This is a genomic window from Streptococcus pseudopneumoniae (genome assembly GCF_001074565.1).
Taxonomy (GTDB): domain Bacteria; phylum Bacillota; class Bacilli; order Lactobacillales; family Streptococcaceae; genus Streptococcus; species Streptococcus pseudopneumoniae_J.
Genome location: NZ_JUQX01000061.1, coordinates 20335 through 43313 on the forward strand (window position 1 = coordinate 20335; position 22979 = coordinate 43313).

Annotated in this window: 17 protein-coding genes and 1 CRISPR repeat array; of the genes, 11 read left to right on the plus strand and 6 right to left on the minus strand. The window is 39.6% G+C overall.

The genetic code is table 11. The annotated features are described in order from the left end of the window. Positions 1-20: 20 nt before the first annotated feature. From glgP to ADI74_RS09075, 5 genes are all read left to right on the plus strand, one after another. Complete coding sequence (gene glgP / locus ADI74_RS09055) at positions 21-2279, plus strand: glycogen/starch/alpha-glucan family phosphorylase (RefSeq protein WP_049538425.1); 2259 nt, start codon at positions 21-23, stop codon at positions 2277-2279. A 238-nt stretch (positions 2280-2517) separates the two neighbouring features. Further along, positions 2518-3420: a helix-turn-helix domain-containing protein gene (locus ADI74_RS09060; protein ID WP_049538427.1), complete on the plus strand. Its 903-nt coding sequence runs from the start codon at positions 2518-2520 to the stop codon at positions 3418-3420. A gap of 197 nt (positions 3421-3617) precedes the next feature. Continuing rightward, positions 3618-3827, plus strand: a complete 210-nt coding sequence (locus ADI74_RS09065; RefSeq protein WP_049538429.1) for a hypothetical protein — start codon at positions 3618-3620, stop codon at positions 3825-3827. An 82-nt stretch (positions 3828-3909) separates the two neighbouring features. Further along, a complete protein-coding gene (locus tag ADI74_RS09070) occupies positions 3910-4734 on the plus strand; it encodes an ABC transporter ATP-binding protein (RefSeq protein WP_049538431.1) in 825 nt (274 codons plus the stop codon). After that, positions 4727-5476: an ABC transporter permease gene (locus ADI74_RS09075; RefSeq protein ID WP_049538432.1), complete on the plus strand. Its 750-nt coding sequence runs from the start codon at positions 4727-4729 to the stop codon at positions 5474-5476. Before ADI74_RS09070 ends, ADI74_RS09075 begins: the two co-directional genes overlap by 8 nt. 103 nt (positions 5477-5579) lie before the next feature. Here ADI74_RS09075 and ADI74_RS09080 read toward each other — a convergent pair whose 3' ends face one another. Then, entirely contained in the window at positions 5580-6428 is an 849-nt protein-coding gene (locus ADI74_RS09080; protein ID WP_049538434.1) for a putative RNA methyltransferase, read from the minus strand. A gap of 54 nt (positions 6429-6482) precedes the next feature. Continuing rightward, positions 6483-7739, minus strand: coding sequence for a tyrosine--tRNA ligase (tyrS, locus tag ADI74_RS09085; protein ID WP_049538436.1), 1257 nt, complete (start codon positions 7737-7739; stop codon positions 6483-6485). A 140-nt stretch (positions 7740-7879) separates the two neighbouring features. Here tyrS and pbp1b point away from each other — a divergent pair, with 140 nt between their 5' ends. The 6 genes from pbp1b to ADI74_RS09115 all read left to right on the plus strand — a co-directional run bounded on the left by pbp1b (position 7880) and on the right by ADI74_RS09115 (position 14560). Further along, positions 7880-10381, plus strand: a complete 2502-nt coding sequence (gene pbp1b / locus ADI74_RS09090) for a penicillin-binding protein PBP1B (protein ID WP_049538439.1) — start codon at positions 7880-7882, stop codon at positions 10379-10381. Positions 10382-10457: 76 nt separating this feature from the next. Beyond that, positions 10458-11369, plus strand: a complete 912-nt coding sequence (locus ADI74_RS09095; RefSeq protein ID WP_049538440.1) for a DMT family transporter — start codon at positions 10458-10460, stop codon at positions 11367-11369. A gap of 85 nt (positions 11370-11454) precedes the next feature. Continuing rightward, positions 11455-12153, plus strand: coding sequence for a 2,3,4,5-tetrahydropyridine-2,6-dicarboxylate N-acetyltransferase (dapD, locus tag ADI74_RS09100; RefSeq protein WP_049538442.1), 699 nt, complete (start codon positions 11455-11457; stop codon positions 12151-12153). Between the two features lie 61 nt (positions 12154-12214). Further along, positions 12215-13345 carry an N-acetyldiaminopimelate deacetylase gene (locus ADI74_RS09105; protein ID WP_049538443.1) on the plus strand — a complete coding sequence of 377 codons (1131 nt, stop codon included), beginning with the start codon at positions 12215-12217 and terminating at the stop codon, positions 13343-13345. Positions 13346-13356: 11 nt separating this feature from the next. After that, the gene (locus ADI74_RS09110; protein WP_049538445.1) at positions 13357-13896 is read left to right on the plus strand and encodes a 5-formyltetrahydrofolate cyclo-ligase; all 540 of its coding nucleotides are present in this window, start codon (positions 13357-13359) and stop codon (positions 13894-13896) included. After that, positions 13880-14560, plus strand: a complete 681-nt coding sequence (locus tag ADI74_RS09115) for a rhomboid family intramembrane serine protease (protein ID WP_049538446.1) — start codon at positions 13880-13882, stop codon at positions 14558-14560. The genes ADI74_RS09110 and ADI74_RS09115 overlap by 17 nt, the downstream gene beginning before the upstream one ends. Before the next feature lie 46 nt (positions 14561-14606). Next, a CRISPR array of direct repeats spans positions 14607-16624; the repeat unit is 36 nt; unit sequence GTTTTGGAACCATTCGAAACAACACAGCTCTAAAAC. Between the two features lie 90 nt (positions 16625-16714). Here the strand turns inward: ADI74_RS09115 and csn2 are convergent. Genes csn2 through cas9 form a run of 4 tightly spaced genes read right to left on the minus strand, consistent with a single transcriptional unit; the run spans position 16715 to position 22704 of the window. Beyond that, entirely contained in the window at positions 16715-17377 is a 663-nt protein-coding gene (gene csn2 / locus ADI74_RS09120) for a type II-A CRISPR-associated protein Csn2 (RefSeq protein WP_049538448.1), read from the minus strand. Then, the gene (gene cas2 / locus ADI74_RS09125; protein WP_002895389.1) at positions 17367-17711 is read right to left on the minus strand and encodes a CRISPR-associated endonuclease Cas2; all 345 of its coding nucleotides are present in this window, start codon (positions 17709-17711) and stop codon (positions 17367-17369) included. Before cas2 ends, csn2 begins: the two co-directional genes overlap by 11 nt. Beyond that, a complete protein-coding gene (gene cas1 / locus ADI74_RS09130; RefSeq protein WP_049538451.1) occupies positions 17708-18574 on the minus strand; it encodes a type II CRISPR-associated endonuclease Cas1 in 867 nt (288 codons plus the stop codon). Before cas1 ends, cas2 begins: the two co-directional genes overlap by 4 nt. Further along, positions 18574-22704, minus strand: coding sequence for a type II CRISPR RNA-guided endonuclease Cas9 (gene cas9, locus ADI74_RS09135; protein ID WP_049538452.1), 4131 nt, complete (start codon positions 22702-22704; stop codon positions 18574-18576). The genes cas1 and cas9 overlap by 1 nt, the downstream gene beginning before the upstream one ends. Positions 22705-22979 lie beyond the last annotated feature (275 nt).

A 22979-nucleotide genomic window follows, 5' to 3' on the forward strand; every position in this document is an offset into this window, starting at 1 on the left:
CAATATCAGGAGACACAAAAATGTTACCACTAAAAGAATTTGTACAAAAACGTTACAATAAAACCATTGCAGAATGTAGTAACGAAGAGCTTTACCTTGCTCTTCTTAACTACAGCAAGCTTGCAAGTAGCCAAAAACCAGTCAACACTGGCAAGAAGAAAGTTTACTATATCTCAGCTGAGTTCTTGATTGGTAAACTCTTGTCTAACAACTTGATTAACCTTGGTCTTTATGACGAAGTTAAGAAAGAACTTGCTGATGCAGGTAAAGAGTTGATCGAAATCGAAGAAGTAGAATTGGAACCATCCCTAGGGAATGGTGGATTGGGACGTTTGGCAGCCTGCTTTATCGACTCAATCGCTACTCTTGGTTTGAACGGTGACGGTGTAGGACTTAACTACCACTACGGTCTTTTCCAACAAGTTCTTAAAAACAACCAACAAGAAACGATTCCTAACGCTTGGTTGACAGAGCAAAACTGGTTGGTACGCTCAAGCCGTAGCTACCAAGTGCCATTTGCACACTTTACCTTGACATCAACTCTTTACGATATCGATGTACCTGGTTACAAGACAGCTACTAAGAACCGCTTGCGTTTGTTTGACTTGGATTCAGTTGATTCTTCTATCATCGAAGATGGTATCAGCTTTGACAAGACAGACATCGCTCGCAACTTGACTCTCTTCCTTTACCCAGACGACAGCGACAAGCAAGGTGAATTGCTCCGTATCTTCCAACAATATTTCATGGTTTCAAACGGTGCGCAATTGATTATTGACGAAGCAATCGAAAAAGGAAGCAACTTGCATGACCTTGCGGACTACGCAGTTGTACAAATCAACGATACTCACCCATCAATGGTGATCCCTGAATTGATCCGTCTTTTGACTGCACGTGGTATCGAACTTGATGAAGCAATCTCTATCGTTCGTAGCATGACTGCCTATACTAACCACACCATCCTTGCTGAAGCCCTTGAAAAATGGCCTCTTGAATTCTTGCAAGAAGTGGTTCCTCACTTGGTACCAATCATTGAAGAATTGGACCGTCGTGTGAAAGCAGAATACAAAGACCCAGCTGTCCAAATCATCGACGAGAGCGGACGTGTACACATGGCTCACATGGATATCCACTACGGATACAGTGTTAACGGGGTAGCAGCACTCCACACTGAGATCTTGAAGAACTCAGAGTTGAAAGCTTTCTACGACATCTACCCAGAAAAATTCAACAACAAAACAAACGGTATCACATTCCGTCGTTGGCTCATGCATGCTAACCCACGCTTGTCTCACTACTTGGATGAAATTATTGGACGTGGTTGGCACCATGAAGCGGATGAACTTGAAAAACTCTTGTCTTACGAAGATAAAGCAGCCCTTAAAGCAAAACTTGAAGAAATCAAGGCTCACAACAAACGTAAATTGGCTCGTCACTTGAAAGAACATCAAGGTGTGGAAATCAATACAAACTCTATCTTTGATATCCAAATCAAACGTCTTCACGAGTACAAACGCCAACAAATGAACGCTTTGTATGTGATCCACAAATACTTGGATATCAAGGCTGGTAACATCCCTGCTCGTCCAATCACAGTATTCTTTGGTGGTAAAGCAGCTCCTGCCTACACAATCGCTCAAGACATCATCCACTTGATTCTTTGCTTGTCAGAAGTGATTGCAAACGACCCGGCAGTAGCTCCACACTTGCAAGTAGTGATGGTTGAAAACTACAACGTTACTGCAGCAAGCTTCCTCATCCCAGCATGTGACATCTCTGAACAAATCTCACTTGCTTCTAAAGAAGCTTCAGGTACTGGTAACATGAAATTCATGTTGAACGGAGCTTTGACTCTTGGTACTATGGACGGTGCTAACGTGGAAATCGCTGAATTGGTTGGCGACGATAACATCTACATCTTTGGTGAAGATTCTGAAACTGTTATCGACCTTTACGCAAAAGCAGCTTACAAATCAAGCGAATTCTATGCTCGTGAAGCTATCAAACCATTGGTTGACTTCATCGTCAGCGACGCTGTTCTTGCAGTAGGTAAGAAAGAACGCTTGGAACGTCTTTACAACGAATTGATTAACAAAGACTGGTTCATGACTCTCCTAGACTTGGAAGACTACATCAAGGTGAAAGAGCAAATGTTGGCTGACTATGAAAACCGTGACGCATGGTTGGATAAAGTCATCGTTAACATTGCTAAAGCAGGATTCTTCTCATCTGACCGTACAATTGCTCAGTATAACGAAGATATCTGGCACTTGAACTAAGATACAAATTCATACTAATACATTTTGTAAAAAGCGAGTTTCAATTGAAATTCGCTTTTTTTGTATGCTTGAGTAGAAATAGACCTCTGATATTCTATTGAATAGGGTTGTAGTTTGCACTTGATTTTCATTGAGTATTATCATTATTTTTATCTGAAAATTGTAAGAAAGTGTGTTAAAATGGAAACGTGTACAAGTAGTTGTTTGAATATCAAATTAGAATTTGAAGAGGCTTATTATGAGTAATTTAGAAATTGGGAAACGGATTCGTACCTTACGGACTGAAAAGGGATTGAGTAGGGAAGCCTTTTGTGGAGATGAAAAAGAACTGACTGTTCGTCAGTTGGGCCAAATTGAAACAGGAAATAACTTGCCCAGTTTAGCGAAACTAGACTATATAGCCAAAGTATTGGGAGTTTCAATATCTCAGCTAATTGACGAGGGCTTGTTAATTGTTCCTAAAGAGTATTTAAAACTAAAAACGAAATTGATTCGTCAATCTATTCATGGAGATGAAGAAAAAATCCACCAACGTGAAGCTATCTTTGAAGACATTCAAGAACGTTTTTATGATCAACTCCCTGAGGATGAACAAATAGCAGTTGAGGTTCTACAAGCTATTGATGATGTATATGTTTCTGAAAATGCCGAATTTGGAGAAGGTTTAATTGAGGAATATTTTGAACAAACAATGTTACGAACAGAATATTCGACAAATGATTTACTACTGTTGTACTTGTATTTTTTGTCTCTAGCTGTTAATTCAGAACGAGATGAAATAACTTTAAAAAAAGTTTGTCTAAATATTGTATCTCAAACAAATTACGAAGATGCCAGTTATACTCATCTATTGCAAAGGGTACTTATAGGATTAGTTCTTTATCAAATCGATATTGATTATCATGAATTTATTCCTGAAATATTGAGTATGTTAAGAGAAATTATGATTGAAATAGGAGACACTAGTTTAAAACCCACAGTTGATTATTTAGAAGCAAAGTATTACCTCTATGGTAAAGGAAATGAAGAAAAAGCCCTACAGTATTACGACAAAGCTATTATGGGAGCAGAGTTTTTAAATGATAATTTATTTAAAAACCAAGTTTTAGAGGAAAAAAATCTAGACTTCCCAAACATTTGATTTGTACATAATAGATATTATTTTCAATAACTGAAACAACAGGACATAAATGTCAGTAGACAAAGATGTCCTGTTGTTTTTTATTGTAGAGGATTACAATAGACAATGTAAGGAATAACAATAATACAGAGAAGGAGATAGTATGTTTTTATCAGCATTAGCTACTATTACAGCCACTATTTTGTTTTGGAGATAACATGGAAAATATTAACTATTATTTAGAAGAAAAAGAAGTTAAGTCAAATTATTTAATAATAAAAAACTGTCTAGACAGTCGAAGGTTATGTAAAGTGACAATAGATGACAAACTATTTAAATTACTTTTGTTACTTCCAAATGAGGTTAAAGAAATTAAACTCTCACCAGAATTTAAGAGCAAAGTAAAAGTTATTGATATAACAAACTAGAAAGGAAATGCTATGATATTTATTCCAATGCCTATGTTATGGTGGTTGTGGTTCAAAAAATAAAGGAGAAAGAGGCTGAAAGATGATTAAAGTAGAGAGAGTTACTAAAAGTTTTGAAGATAAAGTTGCTTTAAACAATATTAGTTTTGTAGTAAATGAAGGAGAGATTTTTGGATTCCTAGGTCCGTCTGGTTCAGGAAAAACAACAATGATCAATATCTTGACAGGACAGCTACCTGCTAATAGCGGAAAGACAGAATTGTTGGGTAAAGATTCTCAAAAATTGCTCCCTTCAGATTTTGAAGAGTTAGGCTTAGTGGGAGATACAAGCGGTTACTATGAAAAATTGAGCTTGTACAAAAATTTGCTATTTTTCGCAAAACTATATGATACTTCAACAAATCGAATTGAGGAAATTCTCAAACAAGTTGATCTGTATGATAGCAAAGATACTCCAGCTGAAAAACTTTCTACAGGCATGCGTCAACGAATGCTTTTAGCTCGTGCCTTAATCAACTATCCTAAGGTATTATTTTTAGATGAGCCTACGAGTGGATTAGATCCTACTACATCAAAGAAAATTCATAAACTATTACAAGAATTGAAAGAAAAAGGAACAACAATCTTTTTAACCACTCATGATATGAATGAGGCAACTCTTTTATGCGATGATTTGGCTCTTTTGAATAAAGGCCATCTTGTTGAGCAGGGAAGCCCTAAAGATATCATCCAAAAATATAACACGGAAAAGAAAGTCGAACTTACTTATAGCGATACAAGTAGAGAAATAATCAACTTCGAGGCCTTGAAAGAAGAGAACTACCAAAAAATTATGATGATTCACTCATGTGAACCAACACTTGAAGATATTTTTATTAAATTGACAGGAGAAAAATTAGATGCTTAAACGAATTTTAGCCCTTATTTGGTTGAGGACACAAGTATTATTGAATAACAAAAACACTTTAGTACAGGTAATATTCCCGTTCTTTCTAGTTCTGCTTTTCCAAAATTTCATGAATACTGATGGAACTCAAGGGAAAACATTGCTATATAGTAGTTTAACAATGGCCTTCTCATTCTCTTCAGGTTCAATGATTTCAAGTTCGATTGCAGAAGAAAAAGAGAAAAGAATTTTTAAAACTCTTGTTTTAAGTGGGGTTCGCCGTGGAGAATATCTTGTTTCTGTTCTATTTTATCCTGTAATCTTTGCCTCAGCAGCAATTATTGCCTTCCCTATAATGGTTGAATTTGATTTTGGAACAGATTACCCTGTATATCTTGCTGTAGTTTCGTTAGTAGCCTTATGTACTATACTTCTGAATTTAGTTATTGGCTCTATATCAGAAACACAAACACAGGCTCAAGTGTATGGTTTAATTCCCATGTTAGCTTTATCATTCTTACCAATGTTTTCACAAGTTAGTTCAGAAATTAAGAATTTTATGGATACAACTTTCTTAGGTATTTATGTTGATTTCTTTAATAAAGCTGATTTTAAATTAAATTTTGATAGTTTAATCGTATCTCTTTTATGGATTGTTGGATTATTTGGGCTAAGTTATTGGGCTCTCAAAAATACAAAAAGACCAAAACTTCGAAAACTAACCATCGATAAACTTCATAAACTGTCACTGCTAAAAGTATAGGATAGGAGGTGAAATGGAGATAAATTTAAAATATCTCGGTTTTCTATAATCAAATCCGCACCTTAATCAAGTGTGCGGGTTTTGTCTTATCTGAAAGATTTAATTACTCTGCTTTCCCAACCAAAATCTCTGCTTCGATGGTGATCTCAGTCAACTGACTCCAGTCAATCTTAGTATGGTCGACGTGAAAGAGTAAGGGTGTCATGGCAAGCAGGGCTTGACGTTGCTCTGCTGTGATATGCTTTGTTAGGGAAGCTATTTGGATAGATTGGATGCTGAAATGTTCCTGGAAATGTTCTTTGATATCTTGATTAGAATAGTCCTTCTTTGTCAGCTGGTTCTGCACCATTTGACGGATTTCTTTGAGGTGATTTTCAGTTGGGATGACCTTGATCAAGATACCGTCTTTGGATAAAACGCGACGAAATTCCCCATAGTTAGCAGGGGAAAAGATATCGAGCAGGATATCCATACTGGCGTCTTTTATAGGAAGTCTAGCCAGATCACCGACAAACCAATTGACTGCCCAGTTGGGTTCACTCTTAGCAGCGATTTGGACCGAGTCTTTTGAAATATCAAAGGCATAGAAGGTTTTGTCCGGGTGACTTTCTTGGAGTTTACGAGAGTAGAAGCCTTCGCCACAACCGATATCTAAAATTGTTTGGCTAGTTTTAGAATTTGTAAGCAGGTCTGAGATGGTTTCTAAAATGGCTTGATAAAAGCCAGCTTCTAGGATTTGTTGACGGTTTTGAAAATTTTCCTTGTCGTAGTTAGTGGATTGTTTGATTTGCGGTGCTAGATTGACATAGCCGAATTTTGCCAGATCAAAAGAATGGCGGTTGCTACACTTGAGGCTAGACTCTACCAAGGTGAGATTTTCTTGGCAGATGGGGCAGGCAAAGGAGCTAGCAGTAGCAAAACGTTGAAGTTTGGGTTTGAGGTTTGTATTCATAGTTTTAGTCTAGCAAAAAAAGGACTGGATGGCAAATGCCTCCAGTCTGCTTTTTTAGTATGTAAGAACGAAGTATTTTTTCTTCCCGCGGCGAATAACAGTTAGTTCGTTTTCTAACTTATCTGCGTCACTCAAGACATAGTCAAGGTCTTGGATGCGGTCGCCGTTGACGTAAATAGCTCCATTTTGTACGTCTTCACGGGCTTGGCGTTTTGAGTTAACCACGCCAGAAGATACAAGAAGTTCAACGATGTTGTGATTTTCGTCTGCCTGTACTTGGTAGTTTGGCACTCCACGAAGTCCTTGTTTGAGTTCTTTGACAGAAAGGTTTTTGATGTTTCCAGCAAAGAGTTGCTCAGTGATGTTAAGGGCTTCTTTGTAAGCTTCTTCTCCGTGGACAAGAGTCACGACTTCACGAGCCAGGATTTTTTGAGCTAAGCGTTCGTGTGGAGCTGCTTCAAACTGTTTGCGGATGTCTTCGATCTCATCAAGTGTCAAGAAAGTAAAGATTTTCAAGAAGCGAACAGCGTCAGCGTCCATGACGTTCATCCAGAATTGGTACATTTCGTATGGAGAAGTCTTTTCAGGGTTGAGCCAGACTGCGTTTCCTTCTGATTTACCAAATTTCTTACCAGTCGCATCAGTAATAAGGGGAACTGTGATAACATGACCTGTCTTGTCAGCCTTACGACGAAGCAATTCGGTACCAGCTGTCATATTTCCCCACTGGTCAGAACCACCGATTTGCAGGGTAACATTGTGGTCTTGATTTAGGACATAGAAGTCGTACCCTTGCATGATTTGGTAGGCAAACTCTGTGTAAGAAATCCCTGTTTCGATCCGTTTTTTAACAGACTCCTTGCTCATCATGTAGTTGACAGTGAAGTATTTTCCGATATCACGGAGGAAGTCAATGAAGCTGATGCTGCCAAACCAGTCGTAGTTGTTGACCATGACAGCTTTATTTTCACCATTTTCAAAGTCAAGAAAACGAGAAAGTTGTCCTTGGATAGACTTGACCCAGCCCTCTACTGTGTCTTTTGTTTGGAGACTACGTTCAGCATCTTTGAAGGACGGATCTCCGATGAGACCTGTAGCACCGCCAACGAGCGCATAAGGTTTGTGACCTGCTAGTTGCAAACGACGACTGGTCAAGATTGCGACAAGGTGGCCTAGGTGAAGACTGTCAGCAGTTGGATCGTAGCCAGTATAATAAGAAACTTGACCTTCTTCTAGGGCTTTACGCAAAGCTTCTTCATCAGTCGTTTGAAAAATCAAACCACGCTCTTTTAGCTCATCAAAAATGTGCATATGTCTTTTCTCCTTTTTAAAATATTGTTTCTACCTATTGTATCACAAACTTGGGCAATAGCCTAGTGGAATAGGGAAGAAAGTGCCTATTTTATTGAAAGTTTACCTTTTATGGTATAATAGAGAAAGTGAGGACATTCATGAAAAAAAGAATTGATGAATTAAAAACAAAAATGCTGCATTTTTTCCAGCAACTAACTGCCAAATGGAAGAAAAAACAAGCAAGTACAAATGCTGATAAGAAAGTAGCTTCTTCTAACAAACTCAAAAGGGTAGGGTCCATTTTTGCTAAGATTTTGAGTGCTTTTAAAGTGACCTTCAACACTCTCTTTATCCTAGCCTTTATCGGAGGTCTTTTGGGAGCGGGTGTGGCCATGGGCTATGGGGTTGCTCTATTTGACAAGGCCAAGGTACCTCAAACAGAGGAATTGGTCAAACAAGTGAAGGATATTGCCTCTATCTCAGAAATTACCTATGCTGACGGAAGTACCATCGCTTCGATTGAAGGAGATCTATTGCGTACGTCAGTCGCTTCGGAGGCTATCTCAGATAATCTCAAGAAGGCTATCATTGCGACAGAGGACGAGCATTTCAATGAGCATAAGGGAGTTGTGCCTAAGGCCGTTATTCGTGCGACTCTGGGGACCTTTGTCGGGCTAGGATCGTCTAGTGGTGGTTCGACCTTGACGCAGCAGGTCATCAAGCAACAAGTAGTGGGGGATGCTCCCACTCTGGCTCGTAAGGCTAAAGAGATTATTGATGCTCTAGCTTTAGAACGGGCCATGGGTAAGGATGAGATCTTGACAACCTACCTTAATATTGCTCCTTTTGGACGCAATCATAAAGGTCAAAATATTGCAGGTGCCCAGCAGGCTGCAGAGGGGATCTTTGGGGTTAAGGCTTCGGATTTAACGGTCCCTCAAGCAGCCTTTATCGCAGGTTTGCCACAAAGTCCTATTAGTTATTCCCCTTATGAATCTGACGGCAGTATGAAGAGCGATGAGGATATGGCTTTGGGAATTAAGCGTGCCAAGGATGTCCTCTACAATATGTATCGGACAGGAGCTCTGAGTCAGGAAGACTACGACAAGTACAAGGATTATGACTTCAAGCAAGACTTTCTACCATCAGGTAGTGTCAGTGGTACTTCGCGCGACTATCTCTACTATGCAACCTTGGCAGAAGCAACGGATCGGATGTACGACTACCTCATCCAGAGAGATAATGTTTCTGCGCAAGAACAAAAAAATGAATCGATCCAGAAAGCTTATCGCGATCTAGCGACGAAGGAAATCGAGAATGGTGGCTATAAGATCACCACGACTATTAATAAAAATGTTCATGCTGCGATGCAAAATGCGGTTGCGACCTACGGATATCTGCTAGATGATTCGACAGGCCAGCCTGAGGTGGGGAATGTCCTCATGGACAACCAAACAGGAGCTATTCTTGGGTTTGTCGGTGGTCGCAATTATCAAAAAAATCAGAACAATCATGCCGTTGACACCAAACGTTCTCCAGCTTCAACCACGAAACCTATACTGGCCTATGGTATCGCGATTGACCAAGGTTTGATGGGAAGTGCAAGTATCTTATCAAACTATCCAACCAACTTTTCAAACGGCAATCCCATCATGTATGCCAATAGTCCTGGTACGGGCATGATGACCTTGGGAGAAGCCCTTAACTACTCATGGAATATCCCAGCTTACTGGACTTATCGTACACTTCGAGAGAAGGGTGTTGATGTCAAGGGTTATATGGAAAAAATGGGTTACGAAATCCCAGAATATGGCATTGAAAGTTTACCGATGGGTGGAGGAATAGAGGTTACAGTTGCCCAGCATACCAACGGGTATCAGACTCTGGCCAACAACGGAGTTTACCATAAGAAACATATGATTACGAAGATTGAGTCAACGGATGGTCGAGTGGTCTATGAACATAAGGATAAACCTGTCCAAGTTTACTCAAAAGCGACAGCGACCATTATGCAAAGCTTGCTTCGCGATGTCATTTCATCTCGGATTACTTCAAGTTTCCAGACAGACTTGACGACTATCAATCCATCCCTAGCTCGTGCTGACTGGATCGGAAAAACTGGTACGACTAATGAAGATGAAAATATGTGGCTCATGCTTTCGACACCTAGATTAACTCTAGGTGGATGGATTGGGCATGATAATAATCATTCACTATCACGTGGAGCTGGTTATTCCAATAACTCTAATTATATGGCCCACTTGGTCAATGCTATCCAGCAAGCTGAACCTGGAATATGGGGAAATAATCGCTTTAATCTTGACCCAAGTGTGACTAAGTCCCAAGTTCTCCGATCAACAGGTCAAAAGCCCGGCAAAGTTTCCATCAATGGTAAGGAAATCGAACTTTCTGGTTCTACAGTGACAAGCTACTGGGCTAGCAAAGAAGGGGCGCCAGTAACCACTTACCGCTTCGCCATCGGAGGCAGCGACGCAGACTATCTGAATGCTTGGAAAACCATTCTTGGAAGCCTACCTGCAGTGACTCCTCCAAGTTCAAGCAGTGGATCAGGATCAAGTTCAAGCAGTAGCTCAGGGGCAAATTCGAACAACAACACTCAAAGTGGTTCGTCAGGTCGTTCCCGTCTATTTAATCGATAATAAAAAAAGTAGCAAGAGGCAATTTTTCTTCTCTTAGCTACTTTTTTCTTTTTCTATTTCGTGTTACAATAAGGGAATGAATAAGTATCAAAAGAAGATTTTTAAGGGAACCTTGTATTCACTGTTCTCAGGTCTGATTTGGGGGATTTGCGGGATTTTAGGAGAGTATTTTTTCACTCATTACCCAGTATCGTCTGGTTGGATTACCTCTATGCGTTTGCTGGTGGCGGGGAGTTTGGTTTTAGCTTTATCTGCCTTTCAGTTGCGTGGTCGCTTGTTGGATATCTGGAAAGATAAGAAAAATTATCTACCTTTTTTAGCCTATGCTATTCTAGGTATTTTTTCTGTGCAGTTTTTCTTCTATCTTTGTGTTGAGTATTCCAATGCGACGACGGCAACCATTTTACAATTTATCAGCCCCGTTTTTATTTTGTTTTACAATCGCATTGTCTACCAGAAGAAGGCTTCGATTACAGCGATTCTCTATGTTTTGATTGCCATGCTAGGTGTTTTTTTGATGGCCACAAAAGGGGACTTGTCCCAGTTGTCCATGACACCCTTGGCTCTAGTGACAGGCTTGCTCAGTGCAGTAGGCGTCATGTTTAATGTCATCCTGCCCCAACGATTTGCCCGCCACTATGGTTTTGTACCCACTGTTGGTTGGGGGATGATTCTCGCAGGGCTCTTTAGCAATCTGCTCTATCCAGTCCATCATATCACCTTCCAGTTGGATGCTACCAGTCTGTTGATTTGTTTGATTATTGCCGTATTTGGAACAGCTTTTGCCTTCTTCCTATCTATGAAGGCCGTCTCTCTTGTTTCTCCTCTAGTTGTCTCTGTAGTGAGCGCTAGCGAGCCTCTCTCCTCAGCGCTATTGAGCGTCCTCTTTCTCGGTCTCGTCCTAGATGGATTTCTAGTTTTGGCCATGATTTTAATCATTGTTCCTATGGTCTTCTTGTCTATCGAAGAAGCCAAAGAAGGGAAGTAAAGACGATTATTTTGATAGTTTAGGCTTCAAATTTGAAGCCTTTTTTGGTAGAATAGGTATCATTATAATGAACCAGGAGGCGCCTATGACTGCCACAAAAATGAATGCCCAAGAAATCATCCAATTTATCGCCAATGCGGAAAAGAAAACCAGTGTCAAAGTAACTTTTGAGGGAGAACTTGCAACTGCTTTACCAAGCTCTGTTGTCAAACTAGGCAATGTCCTATTTGGAGATTGGAAGGATATCGCTCCGCTTCTCGAAGGCTTGGTAGAAAATCAAGATTATGTTGTCGAACAAGATGCTCGTAATTCGGCAGTTCCCTTGCTAGACAAGCGTACTATCAACGCTCGTATCGAACCAGGTGCTATTATCCGCGATCAAGTGGAAATTGGTGACAATGCTGTTATCATGATGGGAGCGGTTATCAATATCGGAGCAGAAATCGGTGCAGGAACCATGATTGATATGGGTGCTATCCTTGGTGGTCGTGCCATCGTTGGGAAGAACAGCCACGTTGGTGCAGGGGCAGTTTTGGCAGGTGTGATTGAGCCAGCTAGTGCCGATCCAGTTCGTGTCGGGGACAATGTTCTTATCGGAGCTAATGCAGTGGTCATCGAAGGTGTCCAAATCGGTAGTGGTTCAGTTGTCGCTGCAGGAGCTATCGTGACTCAAGATGTCCCAGAAAATGTAGTGGTAGCAGGCGTTCCAGCTCGTATTATCAAAGAAATCGACAGCCAAACCCAACAAAAAACAGCGCTAGAAGATGCGCTTCGTACCTTGTAAAAATAAAAAGAGGCGGATACTTCTTCCAGCCTCTTTCTTCTATCAAAAGGAGGATCGATAGATGTTAGATTTGATTCAGATTCGACGAGATTTACACCAGATTCCAGAGATTGGCTTGGAGGAGTTCAAGACACAGGCTTATTTGCTGGATGTGATTGAAAAATTGACTACGGGCAAGGACTTTGTTCAAGTTCGTACTTGGCGGACAGGAATTTTGGTCTACCTGCAGGGAATTCAGCCGGAGCGAACCATTGGTTGGCGAACAGACATTGATGGTCTGCCTATTGTCGAACAAACAGGTCTACCTTTTGCTTCCCAACATCAAGGTCGCATGCATGCCTGCGGACATGATTTTCACATGACCATTGCCTTGGGCTGTCTCGAGCGTGCTCTTGAGGAGCAAGCCAAGAATAATTTGCTCTTCCTGTTTCAACCTGCTGAAGAAAATGAAGCTGGTGGTATGCTCATGTATGAGGATGGTGCTTTTGGGGACTGGCTACCAGACCAGTTTTATGGACTCCATGTTCGTCCGGATTTGAAGGTTGGACAGATTGCGACCAATACACACACTCTCTTTGCAGGGACTTGTGAAGTGAAGATTCGTTTCAAAGGAAAAGGTGGGCACGCAGCCTTTCCGCATGAAGCCAATGACGCCTTGGTGGCTGCTAGTTACTTTGTAACTCAAGTACAGTCAGTGGTTAGCCGTAATGTCAATCCCATCGAGGGAGCAGTGGTGACCTTTGGCCTTTTCCAAGCTGGAACAACCAACAATGTCATCACAGATACAGCCTTTTTACATGGTACCATTCGCGCCTTGACCCAGGACATGAGTCTCTTGGTGCAAAAGAGAGTTAGGACAGTAGCGGAGGGAGTTGCAGCATCCTTTGGGATGGAAGTCGAAATCGAACTTAAACAAGGGGGCTACCTCCCTGTTGAGAACAATCCAGCCTTGGCGCGTGAACTGATGGACTTCTTTGGAGAAAAAGAAGGAATCGAGTTGATTGATATCGAGCCTGCTATGACTGGTGAGGATTTTGGTTATCTTCTTTCGAAGGTAGACGGCGTTATGTTTTGGTTAGGTATCGATAGTCCTTACGCCCTGCACCATCCTCAGATGAGCCCCAAGGAAGAAGCCTTAGCTATTGGAGTGGATGCGGTCTCTAGCTTTCTTCAAAAGAAGGCAGCAGAGTAGAGGTGCTGGCTATGAAAGCAGAACTACGAAAGCAAGTCTTACACGAAATGAAGGCTTTATCTCAGGAGAAAAAACAGGCTATGGATCGAGCTTTAACAGAACGATTTTTGAATCATCCTGTTTACCAAGAAGCCAAGGTTATCGCAACCTACCTCTCTTTCCCGCATGAGTTTCAAACACAGGGACTGATTGATCAGGCGCTGAAGGACGGCAAAAAAGTTTTGATACCCAAAACCTATCCCAAGGGGCACATGGAGTTTGTGGTATATGATCCGCAGCAGTTGGCAAAAACTTCCTTTGGCTTACTGGAACCGCAAGGGGACTTGGAAGTTGTGGATCCGTCTCAGATTGATTTGATTCATGTTCCAGGCTTGGCTTTTACAAGAGAGGGGTATCGGATTGGATATGGCGGAGGTTATTATGACCGCTATCTGGAACATTTTGCTGGTCAGACCATGAGTACAATCTATCCTTGTCAAATCCAAACATTTAATCCAGATAGCCACGATATTCCCGTTCAGGAGGTATTGATCTATGAAGGAAATCTTTGATAAACGTCACCCTGTGACTAGTTTTTTCCTCCTAGTGACTGGCTTGGTATTTTTACTGATGCTGATTACTACGGGTATCAACTTTGATCAGGTCAAAACTCTGTTTCAGTTTGGAGCTATGTATGGACCAATCATTCGCCTGTTCCCAGAGCAGATCTGGCGCCTTTTTTCGGCTATATTTGTGCATATAGGTTGGGAACATTTCATTGTCAATATGATTTCACTCTACTTTCTTGGACAACAGGTGGAGGAGATTTTCGGCTCTAAGCAGTTCTTCTTTCTCTATCTCTTATCAGGAATGATGGGCAATCTCTTTGTTTTTGCTTTCACACCGAAAGTCCTAGCAGCAGGTGCCTCCACTTCTCTCTATGGATTATTTGCTGCGATTATCGTCTTGCGTTACGCAACTCGCAGCCCCTATATCCAGCAGTTAGGGCAATCCTACCTGACGCTTTTCGTGATAAATATCATTGGAAGTGTTCTGATTCCAGGAATCAGCCTAGCAGGGCATATTGGTGGCGCAGTAGGCGGTGCCTTTCTAGCAGTCATCTTTCCAGTTAAATGGGAGAGAAAGATGTATAGTACCAGTCAGCGAATTGGAGCAACCCTACTTTTTGTCGCACTAGCCGTTTTCCTTTTCTACAAAGGAATGAGTTATGTGTAAGGGGGAATAGTTAAAAGCTACTCAAAAAATGAGTAGCTTTTTATGTAGATTGGCACCATTCGAAACAACACAGCTCTAAAACGATAAAATTTACCCAAGTCAAATTGAAAAAGTTTTGGAACCATTCGAAACAACACAGCTCTAAAACAAAAATTCAGCAAGGATAGTTCAAATGAACGTTTTGGAACCATTCGAAACAACACAGCTCTAAAACGACAAGATATTATGGTTCATGGGGGCGTTAGTTTTGGAACCATTCGAAACAACACAGCTCTAAAACATTGACATTACCATCATAGATATAATGCAAGTTTTGGAACCATTCGAAACAACACAGCTCTAAAACATGTGTTGGATTATCAATGAATTGCTTAAAGTTTTGGAACCATTCGAAACAACACAGCTCTAAAACCAAAGTGATTGCTGAGAAGAGAGATCCTGAGTTTTGGAACCATTCGAAACAACACAGCTCTAAAACGTTTTGTAAAATCTTCAATTTGTACTTTTGGTTTTGGAACCATTCGAAACAACACAGCTCTAAAACTCGGAGTTATTGAGAATAACCTTGAAATCAGTTTTGGAACCATTCGAAACAACACAGCTCTAAAACGGAGCGGTTACACAACCGAAAGAAGCGGTAGTTTTGGAACCATTCGAAACAACACAGCTCTAAAACAGTGTTCAGGAGAATTCAACAAAAGATATTGTTTTGGAACCATTCGAAACAACACAGCTCTAAAACCTTGCCATAGGTACTGTGGTTACGACAGTTGTTTTGGAACCATTCGAAACAACACAGCTCTAAAACTTTGGGACGGCACGGTTCTAAAAATCTGTTGTTTTGGAACCATTCGAAACAACACAGCTCTAAAACGCATTAGTAGTAGTTTATCGTCTGGCCAAGGTTTTGGAACCATTCGAAACAACACAGCTCTAAAACTTGATAGTTTCATAAAGGAACATGAAGAAGGGTTTTGGAACCATTCGAAACAACACAGCTCTAAAACAAAAGGTCAAATCCGCAAAGTTCGAACGAGGTTTTGGAACCATTCGAAACAACACAGCTCTAAAACTAAATTGATGATGGAACAAACCCCAGCAGGTGTTTTGGAACCATTCGAAACAACACAGCTCTAAAACGCCGTACCAGTAAAATCCCTCATCGTGTGTGTTTTGGAACCATTCGAAACAACACAGCTCTAAAACCATTAAGTTTCTCAATGTCACCAGTAAATCGTTTTGGAACCATTCGAAACAACACAGCTCTAAAACTGTCCTCTATTCTAATTACTACTCTGTTATGTTTTGGAACCATTCGAAACAACACAGCTCTAAAACTCTCTAATCTCTGAAGTATAGGCTACTAGTGTTTTGGAACCATTCGAAACAACACAGCTCTAAAACACACCAGCCATGGCATTTACTACCGCACTGGTTTTGGAACCATTCGAAACAACACAGCTCTAAAACCGTCTGCGTTACTTTTCGAAACCGCTGAGTGTTTTGGAACCATTCGAAACAACACAGCTCTAAAACAGTCCAGTTGGCGCCGATTCTTGTACTTTTGTTTTGGAACCATTCGAAACAACACAGCTCTAAAACAAATGGGAGAAGGAGACGGCACGGAAGAAGGTTTTGGAACCATTCGAAACAACACAGCTCTAAAACAAAAGGTAAATGGGTCAAACTGAAAAAACAGTTTTGGAACCATTCGAAACAACACAGCTCTAAAACCCAACCATCTCAGGAACCTGTTCTAAGAAAGTTTTGGAACCATTCGAAACAACACAGCTCTAAAACTTAAGGCTGTCACATCTACCGACAGTCTTAGTTTTGGAACCATTCGAAACAACACAGCTCTAAAACTACCCTTACGAGTTAAGCGGATTGTGTCACGTTTTGGAACCATTCGAAACAACACAGCTCTAAAACCTAAAGGGGACATGGAAAAGCAAGTCAAAAGTTTTGGAACCATTCGAAACAACACAGCTCTAAAACGTAGCGACAGATTATGGACGAGGGTATCTAGTTTTGGAACCATTCGAAACAACACAGCTCTAAAACCTCGTAGAAAAATTTTTCTCACGAAATTTCGTAATCGCGCCATTTGTCCCAGCCAGACTTCAGCTCGTCAGGTTCCAATTGTTACTCTTATTATACCATATTTTCAGGGTTCAAGAAATAGTCTTGATCCAGCACATACTGGGGAAAATCATAGACTTTTCGAGGTTCGACAAATAAAACACTTAGTTGATTGAGTTGGATATACTCTATCAAATTTACTAACTCATCCTTTGATAGATAGGCGGATGCATTGATGAAAACAAGGAGTTTCTTTTTAGAAAGATATTTAAAAACCTGGACAATTTCTAGCATTTTTTCAAAAGGTGTATCACTCAGGGTTTCGACTTTGACACCAAGTGCATCGATTAACTCTAGAATGGTAATTTCATCATACTCTAGGTCTAACTCGTTTTCCAAACACTCAAATGCCAGCAATTCTGTAATCGTAGCAACCAACTTTTCAATCATGGACTTGACTTCGGGCTTGTCATTGAGTTGATTTTCTAAATCAACATGTATCAGCTTGAGCATGGCAGGTGAGTTGAGATTGTATCCTAAGACATCCGTTATCACTAATAACTCAGCCTCTTTCAGTGCTTTTAGATTTCTATCAAACAACTTCAACTCCCCATCATCAGTATATTGGTAGAACTGCTTGACAATGGTTGAAAAGGTAAACTGGTCTTCCAACACTAAAAAAGTTGCATTTTCAATAGTTAATGGTTCATCTAATAGCGGGAAATTAATCTTCATCTCGAGGCTCCTCTCCTAGAAAGACCAAGCGTGCGTCGGAGTTTGCTACGCTGGTATTTCGCTCGCCATTTAAGTAAATCATGCGAGAAAACTGCTTTTCTGTAACGGTTAAGAGAGTAATGTTTCCTTTCTTAGGGTTATGAGTCTTGAGTCGCTCAATCATGGCGTTATTAGCAGAGTTGTTGAGCAAGAGCTTGCTATAGATGGAGAATTGGTGCATGATAAATCCCTCATCTATGAGGAACTTCCGAAATTTCCGATAGGCTTTGCGTTCCTCAGCTGTATCAACGGGCATATCAAACATTAAAATCATACGCATATATCGATAACTCATATCCTAAACTCAGGAACTCCTTTCTCAGGTTGATTAAGAGCTTGGATGACTTTCTTAGTATAGTCACTGATGATATTGGACAGGTACATATCTTTACCATTGTAGTGAAAGGTATTTGAGAAAATAGTAAAAAGTTCTCGCTTGATTTTGACAAAAGAACTGTTTCGATTTTCATAGACAATTCTATCAATAATCGGACGGAAAGGCTCCATAATATCACTAGCTAGGTTGAATTGATTGAACTGGTTTGCATGTTTCAAGCCAAACTGAGTCATGCAGCCAGACAAGACAATCTCACGCGCAAACATACTCAAAATCAAGGTGTAACCGTAGTCCAAGGCAGCATTGACATCACTATCTTGCTCACGACTAAAATCATTTCCAAACAAGGTGTTGAAATAAATACGAGCTGCGTGTCCCTCACGGTTACTAGGATCAAATAAATCCAACCCATGATAGAGATCGATGATGGACTGACTCTTTTCCAAAAAACCACAACTCCCCAGATAAAAAGCCTGATTGAGAATTTTTTGTGCAATAATGGTGGTCCAAACTTGTGCTTTAGTCTCCTCGCACCATGTGATTTGACGAGAGAGTTGTAAACTGGAATCGTGTCGACCATAGTAAGGCATTAAGTATGCCGTCGGCAAGCGTTTATCATCACAAAAAATAACCAGAATATTTTCATCCACCAATCGTTTGATTAGCATAGTGGAGAGAACGATATCCGTCGTCTCCAAAAGCAGGATGTCCACCTCGGACAGGTGAATCAACTCTGTCCGAGAGGCATCTTTAAAAATCAAGTGGTTGTTCTTGTAGGAGAGTTTAGAGTGCGTATTGACAACAACGGTTCTCCATCCCATTAGTCTTCTCCCAGTTTGCTTAAGTCAATCCGAGTCTCGTAGAGACCAGTGATGGATTGGTGGATGAGGGTGGCATCTAAAAATTGTGAATTTGGCTTATATCTTACACTTGATTGACTAATTTCAACACCAAGGAATTTAAAAGCTCCAGGAGCTCCAAATGATGTGAGTTTCAAGAGCGAGATAAAGGATTCGCTTAACTGATAAATATCTTTATCGGCTTGCTCAAACGCTTGTTGTAATAATGATTCAACATTTGGTTTTTGGATATATTTTTTAGATAAAGAAATGATTGTTGTTAGTAATTCTTTAAATTCATTTTGATGTGCTTCCACATACTGTTTATGAATTGGTTCACTAATTTTATTAATTCGCTGTGTGTGGTAAAGCAAAGCAGTGAAATGGTAAGGTAAAATCAATTCGTTACCTTTTTGCAACTCAATAGAGCTTGCTAATAATCTTCGTTGTCCACCATTGAACTCAAAGAGACTATACTTAGGTAGTTTTATAATAAGATTAGGATTGATATTTTTGTAACCACATTCTTCAAGATATGCGATTGGATTTGATTCGAATATCTTTTTATCTTGAACGGTAATTCCAATCATCTCTTTGATTCTCTTTAACTTTTTAGTCTTTCCTTTTTCAATATCTGCTATAACAAGAACTGAATAAGCGATTGTAGGTCTCGCATAGCCACCATATTTTTCAGGTGATAGACCAGATTTGATAGGGATTAGTTTACTTGCGTCAACTACTTTCTTCTTGGACACAATATTGTTATCAAACAGACCACCATTTTGTCCAACGGTTTGTTCTTCTGTCTTCTTCACAATATTCACCTGCGGAAGTGATAGAATTTTTTTGATTGTTGCGAAATCTTTTTCCTTATTCCAAGCGATTTCTCCAGTGTCTTTAGAGTATTCGATATTTTCTCTTTTTACGATAGTTCCGTCTGCGTAATGTACTTCCTCTTTAAAGAAGTTCAACAAGTTTGAGTAGAAGAAATACTTTTCCGTTGCTTTTTCAATGTCTTTAGGATCTTTGGATCTTGAGATGTATCTCTTAAGATCGTACTTTTGATAGTCACCATAGACGAATTCAGGCTCTAGTTTAGGATATTTCTTAAGGATAGCCTTAGCCACTACTGCATTTAAGTAGGCATCATGCGCGTGGTGGTAGTCATTGATTTCCCGCACCTTGTATAACCCAAATTCTTTACGGAAGTTGGAAACTAGGTTGGATTTCAAAGTGATGATTTTGACATTACGGTTCTTCTTATCCTTCTCAGTCACTTCTGTATTGAAGCGAGAGTCCAAGATCTGCGCAACATGTTTTGTGATCTGTCGTGTTTCAACTAGTTGCCGTCTGATAAAGCCAACTTTATCCCGCTCATCTAGTCCGCCACGTTCAGCCTTGGTTAAATTGTTAAATTTACGGTAGGAAATCAATTTGAAATCCAACAATTGTTGCCAAAAAACCTTCATCTTATCAACTACTTCAAGACATGGGACATTATCAGATTTCCCACGGTTCTCTTTTGAACTAGTCAAGACACGGTTGTCAAGAGAATCATCTTTTATAAAGGCCTGTGGGATGATGTGGTCAATGTCACAACTGCTTAGCTGGTTGATATCAAGGGCTTCTCCAGTATACATATCTTTCCCGTTTTGGAGATAGTAAAGGAAGAGGCGATCATTTTGAAGTTGATTATTATCTGTTGGATGTTCTTTTAGAATTTTGGAGTTAAGTCCAGATGCTAAGATTTTTAATGAATTTTCAATTCGCTTATATCTTTGTTGAGAATTCTTTTTCCCCCTGGTAGTTGTCTGATTTTCGCGAGCCATTTCAATAACAATGGACTCAGGTTCGTGTCCCATAACCTTGACAAGTTCCTCAACAATCTTGATACTTTGTAAAATCCCCTTTTTAATAGCAGGGCTTCCTGGAAGCTCTTGGACAACTTGCTTCACATCATTTGTCTTCCCAAACACTTGAGCTTTTTGGATAATTTCTTTGAAAGAAAGCCCGTCATCATTGATTAACTGCATAAAGTTACGATTGCTGTAGCCGTCGTCAATCAGATAATCAAGAATCGTTTTGCCAGTTTGTTTATCACGGATACCGTTAATCAGCTTGGCAGAGAGTTTCCCCCATCCAGTATAATGTCGACGGGTTAGAGCCTTGATTACTTTTTCATCAAAGATAGAATCATACTGAGCAAGGCGTTGCTTAATCATCTCTCGATCTTCAAAGATTGTTAGCGTGTGGACAATATTTTCAAGAATCTCTTCATTTTTAGAATCGTCCATAAATTCTTTATCCTTGATAATCTTGAGCAAATCATGGTAAGTAGAAAGACTGGCGTTAAATTGTTTTTCAATCCCTTTTAGTTCGATTCCATCGTAGCCATCAACATTGTGTAGATACTGAATGATGTCTTTTTCAGTTACTTTTCTTTTCTCTTTGAATAGTTGATTGACAATTTGCTTCTTCTGCCCACTATCAAGGAATTGATAGTCTCTCAATCCTTCTGCAATAAATTTTACTTTTGTTAATTCATTATAGACAGCAAATGTTTCATACAAGAGACTATGCTTAGGCAAAACTTTTTCTTCTGGCAGATACAAGTCATAGTTAGTCATCTTATTGATGAAGTCTTCTGCAGAGCTTGCTTTATCAACAATTTCTTCAAAATTCCAAGGTCTTATTGCTTGATCAGAATTTCGAGTCAGCCAAGCAAAATCACGATTGCCCCGAGCCAATGGACCAACGTAGTAAGGAATACGGAAGGTCAAGATTTTTTCTATCTTTTCTTTATTTTCCTTCAAGAATGGATAATGTTCTCCTTGCCGACGGAGAATGGCATTCATTTCTTGAAGATGAATTTGATGAGGAATAGAACCATTATCGAAGGTGCGTTGTTTTCTCAAGAAGTCTTCACGTTCAATTTTCTCAAGGAAATAGTCTGCTCCTTCGAATTTAGAGAGAAGATTTTTGATATATTTGTAAAATGCTTCTTGTGTGGTCTTGCCATCGACATACCCAGCATACCCATCCTTAGATTGGTCAGAAAAAACTTCATCATATTTTTCTGGAAGATTGTTTTTGATGAATTGTTTTAAAGATGCCAAATCATTTTGGTGATTTTGATAGCGCTCAATCATAGACGCCGATAGTGGAGCCTTGGTTGAAGGATCTGTGACAGTCAAGATACCTGATAGCAGAATGGCGTCATAGAGTTTTTTAGCAACTAGGAAAAGGTCTGCAAAACCATCTCCAATTTGTCCGAGTAAGTTTTCCAAATCTTCATCATAGGTATCTTTAGAGAATTGTAGTGGAGCTTTTTCTTCCAAGTCAAAATGTTTCTTAAAGTCAGCTTGATTTCCTACAATCAACTTAAGAAATTCTGAAAAGAGACCAGTGGACTTTTCGTCAGGAAAGAGTTTTAGAACGCGTTCTCTCTTTGCAGATTTACTAATTTTATCAGAAAAAATCGCTTCTACTTGTTCGTTTTGTCCGCTAAGTGAACTTCCTTCAAAGGTGTTATCGTAAATGTTTATAAACTCGTTAAAGATTTTTTGAATATCATTGTTTTTAATATCGAAAGCTTCTTCATATAAAAAATGCCCACGGTATTTAATCATATGAGCTAATGCTAGATAGATTAAGCGCAAGTCAGCTTTTTCTTTTGAGTCCGCCAGCTGTTTCCTCAAATGATAGATAGTTGGGAAATTTTTATGATATTCTTTTTCTTCTGCTAAGGTAGCAAAAATAGGGTATTTACTTCCTCTTTTATCCTCAGGAACTAAAAAGGAGTCATCTAGTCGATGAAAGAAACTACTATCCACCTTGTTCATTTCCTCAGCAAAGATTTCTTGAAGATAACGAAGACGATTTTTCCGACGAGTATAGCGACGACGTGCTGTTCGTTTTAGACGTCTATCTTCAGCAGTAGTCCCTTCATCAAATAATAAAGCTCCAATCAGATTTTTCTTGATAAAATGTTTATCAGTATTGCCCAGAACTTTCATCTTTTTCGATGGTACCTTATAGTCATCCGTAATGATGACCCATCCGACGCTGTTTGTTCCGATATCAAGTCCGATAGAGTAAGGTTTGTTGCTCATTTAGGTTTCTCCTTTGGGTTATACTCTTTAAGTTCTCATTAGTAAACGCTAATATATTAACTTTAGCTAAATTATATATCTTTTGAATATTAAAATCAAGAAATTCTAAAACGTTTTCAACATGTAATTTTTTAATCTTATAAAATGAAGTGTTATTCTATTTTATAACAATTTATTCTTGCAATTTTTAAAAGAAAAGTATACAATACAAGTGTTGGAATTATTCGAAACAACACAGCAAGTTAAAATAAGGCTTTGTCCGTACACAACTTGAA

Excerpts from the sequence above, each read along its gene's own strand:
- glgP (WP_049538425.1), top strand. The coding sequence starts at position 21 with ATGTTACCACTAAAAGAATTTGTACAAAAACGTTACAATAAAACCATT.
- ADI74_RS09060 (WP_049538427.1), top strand. The coding sequence starts at position 2,518 with ATGAGTAATTTAGAAATTGGGAAACGGATTCGTACCTTACGGACTGAA.
- ADI74_RS09065 (WP_049538429.1), top strand. The coding sequence starts at position 3,618 with ATGGAAAATATTAACTATTATTTAGAAGAAAAAGAAGTTAAGTCAAAT.
- ADI74_RS09070 (WP_049538431.1), top strand. The coding sequence starts at position 3,910 with ATGATTAAAGTAGAGAGAGTTACTAAAAGTTTTGAAGATAAAGTTGCT.
- ADI74_RS09075 (WP_049538432.1), top strand. The coding sequence starts at position 4,727 with ATGCTTAAACGAATTTTAGCCCTTATTTGGTTGAGGACACAAGTATTA.
- ADI74_RS09080 (WP_049538434.1), bottom strand. The coding sequence starts at position 6,428 with ATGAATACAAACCTCAAACCCAAACTTCAACGTTTTGCTACTGCTAGC.
- tyrS (WP_049538436.1), bottom strand. The coding sequence starts at position 7,739 with ATGCACATTTTTGATGAGCTAAAAGAGCGTGGTTTGATTTTTCAAACG.
- pbp1b (WP_049538439.1), top strand. The coding sequence starts at position 7,880 with ATGAAAAAAAGAATTGATGAATTAAAAACAAAAATGCTGCATTTTTTC.
- ADI74_RS09095 (WP_049538440.1), top strand. The coding sequence starts at position 10,458 with ATGAATAAGTATCAAAAGAAGATTTTTAAGGGAACCTTGTATTCACTG.
- dapD (WP_049538442.1), top strand. The coding sequence starts at position 11,455 with ATGACTGCCACAAAAATGAATGCCCAAGAAATCATCCAATTTATCGCC.
- ADI74_RS09105 (WP_049538443.1), top strand. The coding sequence starts at position 12,215 with ATGTTAGATTTGATTCAGATTCGACGAGATTTACACCAGATTCCAGAG.
- ADI74_RS09110 (WP_049538445.1), top strand. The coding sequence starts at position 13,357 with ATGAAAGCAGAACTACGAAAGCAAGTCTTACACGAAATGAAGGCTTTA.
- ADI74_RS09115 (WP_049538446.1), top strand. The coding sequence starts at position 13,880 with ATGAAGGAAATCTTTGATAAACGTCACCCTGTGACTAGTTTTTTCCTC.
- csn2 (WP_049538448.1), bottom strand. The coding sequence starts at position 17,377 with ATGAAGATTAATTTCCCGCTATTAGATGAACCATTAACTATTGAAAAT.
- cas2 (WP_002895389.1), bottom strand. The coding sequence starts at position 17,711 with ATGAGTTATCGATATATGCGTATGATTTTAATGTTTGATATGCCCGTT.
- cas1 (WP_049538451.1), bottom strand. The coding sequence starts at position 18,574 with ATGGGATGGAGAACCGTTGTTGTCAATACGCACTCTAAACTCTCCTAC.
- cas9 (WP_049538452.1), bottom strand. The coding sequence starts at position 22,704 with ATGAGCAACAAACCTTACTCTATCGGACTTGATATCGGAACAAACAGC.